The 4,142-nt window shown below is 36.2% G+C and carries 8 protein-coding genes; all 8 read left to right on the plus strand.

Features of this window, described 5'->3' with window-relative positions; all coding sequences use genetic code 11:
- The first annotated feature begins 17 nt into the window (after nucleotides 1–17).
- From rpsH to infA, 8 genes are read left to right on the plus strand one after another with little or no spacing between them, the layout of a single operon-like run.
- The gene (gene rpsH, locus ACR2MV_RS10180) at nucleotides 18–416 is read left to right on the plus strand and encodes a 30S ribosomal protein S8 (RefSeq protein ID WP_434021813.1); all 399 of its coding nucleotides are present in this window, start codon (nucleotides 18–20) and stop codon (nucleotides 414–416) included.
- Between the two features lie 12 nt (nucleotides 417–428).
- Entirely contained in the window at nucleotides 429–971 is a 543-nt protein-coding gene (gene rplF / locus ACR2MV_RS10185; RefSeq protein WP_434021808.1) for a 50S ribosomal protein L6, read from the plus strand.
- Nucleotides 972–983: 12 nt separating this feature from the next.
- Entirely contained in the window at nucleotides 984–1,334 is a 351-nt protein-coding gene (gene rplR / locus ACR2MV_RS10190; RefSeq protein ID WP_434021809.1) for a 50S ribosomal protein L18, read from the plus strand.
- 9 nt (nucleotides 1,335–1,343) lie between these two features.
- Complete coding sequence (gene rpsE / locus ACR2MV_RS10195) at nucleotides 1,344–1,868, plus strand: 30S ribosomal protein S5 (RefSeq protein WP_434021810.1); 525 nt, start codon at nucleotides 1,344–1,346, stop codon at nucleotides 1,866–1,868.
- A 9-nt stretch (nucleotides 1,869–1,877) separates the two neighbouring features.
- On the plus strand, nucleotides 1,878–2,060 hold the full coding sequence (gene rpmD / locus ACR2MV_RS10200; RefSeq protein ID WP_290289391.1) for a 50S ribosomal protein L30: 183 nt from the start codon (nucleotides 1,878–1,880) through the stop codon (nucleotides 2,058–2,060).
- An 11-nt stretch (nucleotides 2,061–2,071) separates the two neighbouring features.
- Nucleotides 2,072–2,521: a 50S ribosomal protein L15 gene (gene rplO, locus ACR2MV_RS10205; RefSeq protein ID WP_434021811.1), complete on the plus strand. Its 450-nt coding sequence runs from the start codon at nucleotides 2,072–2,074 to the stop codon at nucleotides 2,519–2,521.
- A gap of 13 nt (nucleotides 2,522–2,534) precedes the next feature.
- Nucleotides 2,535–3,866: a preprotein translocase subunit SecY gene (secY, locus tag ACR2MV_RS10210; protein ID WP_434021812.1), complete on the plus strand. Its 1,332-nt coding sequence runs from the start codon at nucleotides 2,535–2,537 to the stop codon at nucleotides 3,864–3,866.
- A 2-nt stretch (nucleotides 3,867–3,868) separates the two neighbouring features.
- Nucleotides 3,869–4,084, plus strand: a complete 216-nt coding sequence (infA, locus tag ACR2MV_RS10215) for a translation initiation factor IF-1 (RefSeq protein ID WP_290289400.1) — start codon at nucleotides 3,869–3,871, stop codon at nucleotides 4,082–4,084.
- The last annotated feature ends 58 nt before the right edge of the window (nucleotides 4,085–4,142 follow it).

The following is a 4,142-nucleotide window of genomic DNA, read 5'->3' on the forward strand; positions in this document are numbered from 1 at the left end:
ACCGTAAATATTTATATATGTATACAGATCCAATCGCAGATTATCTAACAAGAATTAGAAATGCTGCAAGCGCCGGACACAGAGTTGTGGAAATTCCAGCGTCGAACTTAAAAAAAGAAATGACCAAGATTTTATTTGATCAAGGGTATATTCTTAGTTATAAGTTCATCGAGAACAAAGTTCAAGACATTATTAAGATTGCTTTAAAGTATGATAAAGATTCAAAGCAACCTGTAATCAAGAACATTCAAAGAGTAAGTACACCAGGTTTGAGAAAATATGCTGGTGCTAACGAAATGCCAAGAGTTTTGAACGGACTAGGTATTGCCATTATTTCTACTTCTAAAGGAGTAATGACCAATAAAAAAGCACGTCAGGAAAATGTAGGTGGTGAGGTTTTATGTTTGGTTTATTAAAAAGAAAGTAAGATGTCAAGAATAGGAAAAAACCCAATATCGATTCCGGAAGGAGTTAATGTTGAAGTAAAAGAAGGCGTAGTTACTGTTAAAGGTAAATTAGGTGAGTTAACTCAGAATATCGGAGATATAGCAATAAAGAATGAGGACGGAACTCTAACTTTAGAGAGACCATCTGAATCAAAAGATCACAGAGCACAGCACGGATTGTACAGAGCATTGATTCATAATATGATTCAAGGTGTATCTCAAGGCTGGACAAAAGAACTTGAATTGGTTGGTGTAGGTTACAGAGCATCAAATCAAGGACAGAAATTAGATTTAGCTTTAGGATTTTCTCACAATATAGTTTTAGAAATTGCTCAGGAAGTAAAAGTTGAAACTGTATCTGAAAAAGGTAAAAACCCAATCATTAAATTGTCTTCTTTAGACAAGCAGTTAGTTGGACAGGTTGCAGCAAAGATCAGATCTTTCCGTAAGCCAGAGCCTTACAAAGGAAAAGGAGTTAAATACGTAGGTGAAGAATTAAGAAGAAAAGCGGGTAAAACTGCATAATACATAAAGGTTATGGCATTAACAAAAATTCAAAGAAGACACAGAATTAAAAACAGAATCAGAAAAGTAGTTTCTGGTACTGCAGCAAAACCTAGGTTATCAGTTTTTAGAAGCAATAAAGAAATTTCAGCTCAATTGATTGACGATGTAGCAGGAGTAACAATTGCATCAACTTCATCATTAAAATTGAAGGACGCGAAAGGAACTAAAATTGAGGTTGCAACAGCTGTAGGTAAAGATTTGGCTGCGAAAGCTAGCAAAGCGGGTGTAGATACGGTTGCTTTTGATAGAAACGGTTATTTATACCACGGTAGAGTAAAGGCCCTAGCAGATGGTGCTAGAGAAGAAGGTTTAAAATTTTAAGATTATTCCATGTACAAAAAATATAATAACGTAGAAAGAGTAAAACCAAGCGGGCTTGAGCTTAAAGATCACTTGGTAGGAGTACAAAGAGTTACCAAAGTAACCAAAGGGGGAAGAACGTTTAGTTTTTCAGCCATTGTAGTTGTAGGTAACGGAGATGGAGTAGTTGGTCATGGATTAGGTAAATCTCAGGATGTTGCTTCAGCGATTGCAAAAGCAATTGAAGATGCTAAAAAGAATTTGGTAAGAATTCCTATTATCAACCAAACATTACCACATGAACAAAAAGGTAAATTTGGTGGTGCAAAGGTATTCTTGAAGCCAGCTTCTCATGGTACTGGGGTTATTGCCGGTGGTGCAGTAAGAGCGGTATTGGAATCAGTAGGAGTTCATGATGTACTTTCAAAGTCACAAGGTTCTTCAAATCCTCATAATGTGGTGAAAGCTACTTTTGATGCTCTATTGAATTTAAGAGACGCCTATACGGTTGCCAAGCAAAGAGGTATATCAGTTGAAAAAGTGTTTAACGGTTAATTTTTAGTGATGAAAAGAATTAGAGTAAAACAAGTGCGTAGTAAGATCAGACGTCCTAAAAACCAGAAGTTAACGCTAGATGCTTTGGGATTGCACAAGATGAATCAAGTAGTGGAGCACGATGCAACACCAGCGATTCTGGGTATGGTAAAAACAGTTAATCATTTAGTTTCTGTAGAGGAAATCAAATAAGATAGAAGGTTATGCAATTAAATAACTTAAAACCTGCAAAAGGTTCCGTTAAATCGGGTAAGCGTATTGGTAGAGGTGAAGGATCTGGAAAAGGTGGTACCGCTACTAGAGGTCATAAAGGACAAAAATCTCGTTCTGGTTATTCTAGAAAGATAGGTTTTGAAGGTGGTCAAATGCCATTACAAAGACGTGTTCCAAAATTTGGTTTCAAAAACATCAATCGTAAAGAATACCAAGGTGTAAATCTTGATACTTTACAGAAACTAGTTGATGATGGAAAAATCAAGGATACTGTGTCATTGGCAATTTTGATGGAAAATGGTTTAGTAGGTAAAAATGACCTGGTAAAGATTTTAGGAAGAGGAGAATTAAAAGCTAAATTGAATATCTCAGTACATAAATTTACTGCTTCTGCTAAAACAGCTATTGAAAAAGCGGGAGGTGAAGCTGTAACTATTTAATGATATAGATTAAATGAAAAAGTTTATAAGTACTGTCCAAGACATTTGGAAAATTGAAGAGCTGAGAAATAAAATTATTCTAACTCTTGGTTTAATGGTCGTGTACCGTTTGGCTGCGCAGTTGCCTCTTCCAGGCATCGATCCAACGCAGTTAACTGGTTTGGCCAATAAAACCCAAGATGGTTTACTAGGATTATTGAATGCATTTACAGGAGGGGCTTTTGCCAAGGCTTCTGTAATGGCATTAGGTATCATGCCTTATATCTCTGCTTCGATTGTTGTTCAGTTAATGGGTATCGCAGTTCCTTATTTGCAGAAATTGCAAAAAGAAGGAGAAAGTGGGCGTAAGAAAATTAATCAGATTACACGTTGGTTGACCATCGCAATTCTGATTATTCAAGCTCCTACTTATTTGATTAGTTTGCCAAGTTTAGGTATTCCTGAAAGTGCATTCTTATTAGGGACTGGTCCATTGTTTTATTTTTCTTCAATTCTATTGCTTACGACAGGTACTGTGTTTGCCATGTGGTTGGGAGAAAAAATTACAGATAAAGGAATCGGTAATGGTATATCATTATTAATTATGATTGGTATCATCGCTATATTCCCTTCATCTTTTATGCAGGAGACTACATCAAGATTGAACTCTAACGGAGGCTTGATTATGATCCTGATTGAAGTTGTGGTTTGGTTCTTGGTTATTTTTGCCAGTGTGTTGTTAGTAACGGCTGTTAGAAAGATTCAAGTGCAATACGCAAGAAGAACTGTAGCCGGAAACATTCAGGATGTGGCAGGAGCAAGACAATACATTCCGTTGAAGTTAAATTCATCAGGTGTAATGCCTATTATCTTTGCGCAGGCTTTGATGTTTGTTCCTGGTTTGATGGCGAATTCGGAAAATGGAACGATCAAAGCGATTGGTGTTGCTTTTACAGATATTTTCGGATTATGGTATAATGTATTGTTTGCTGTTTTGATTATAATATTTAGTTATTTTTACACGGCGATTACAATACCTACAAATAAAATGGCTGACGATCTTAAGAGAGGTGGTGGTTTTGTACCAGGAATAAGACCTGGTAAAGAAACTGCAGATTACCTTGATACGATTTTATCTCGTGTTACCCTACCAGGCTCTTTATTTTTAGCTTTCCTAGCGATACTTCCAGCGATAATTACACAGTTTGGAGTACAACCGGGATGGGCTATCTTTTATGGAGGTACATCACTATTGATCATGGTGGGAGTTGCAATTGATACCTTACAACAAATTAATGCCCATTTATTGAATCGTCATTATGATGGTTTGATGAAAGCAGGGTCTAAAAGAAAAGTAGCATATTAATTATGGCAAAACAACCAGCAATAGAACAGGACGGTAGAATCAGTGAAGCATTATCAAATGCCATGTTCCGTGTAGAATTAGAAAACGGACATATTGTTACCGCTCATATATCTGGGAAAATGAGAATGCATTATATTAAATTGCTACCAGGAGATAAGGTAAAATTAGAAATGAGTCCTTACGATTTGACTAAGGCAAGAATTACTTATAGATATTAAAGATAACACGAGATGAAAGTAAGAGCATCAGTAAAGAAAAGAAGTGCCGACTGTATCA

Origin of the sequence: Lutimonas sp., assembly GCF_051011215.1 — a bacterium.
Lineage (GTDB): Bacteria > Bacteroidota > Bacteroidia > Flavobacteriales > Flavobacteriaceae > Lutimonas.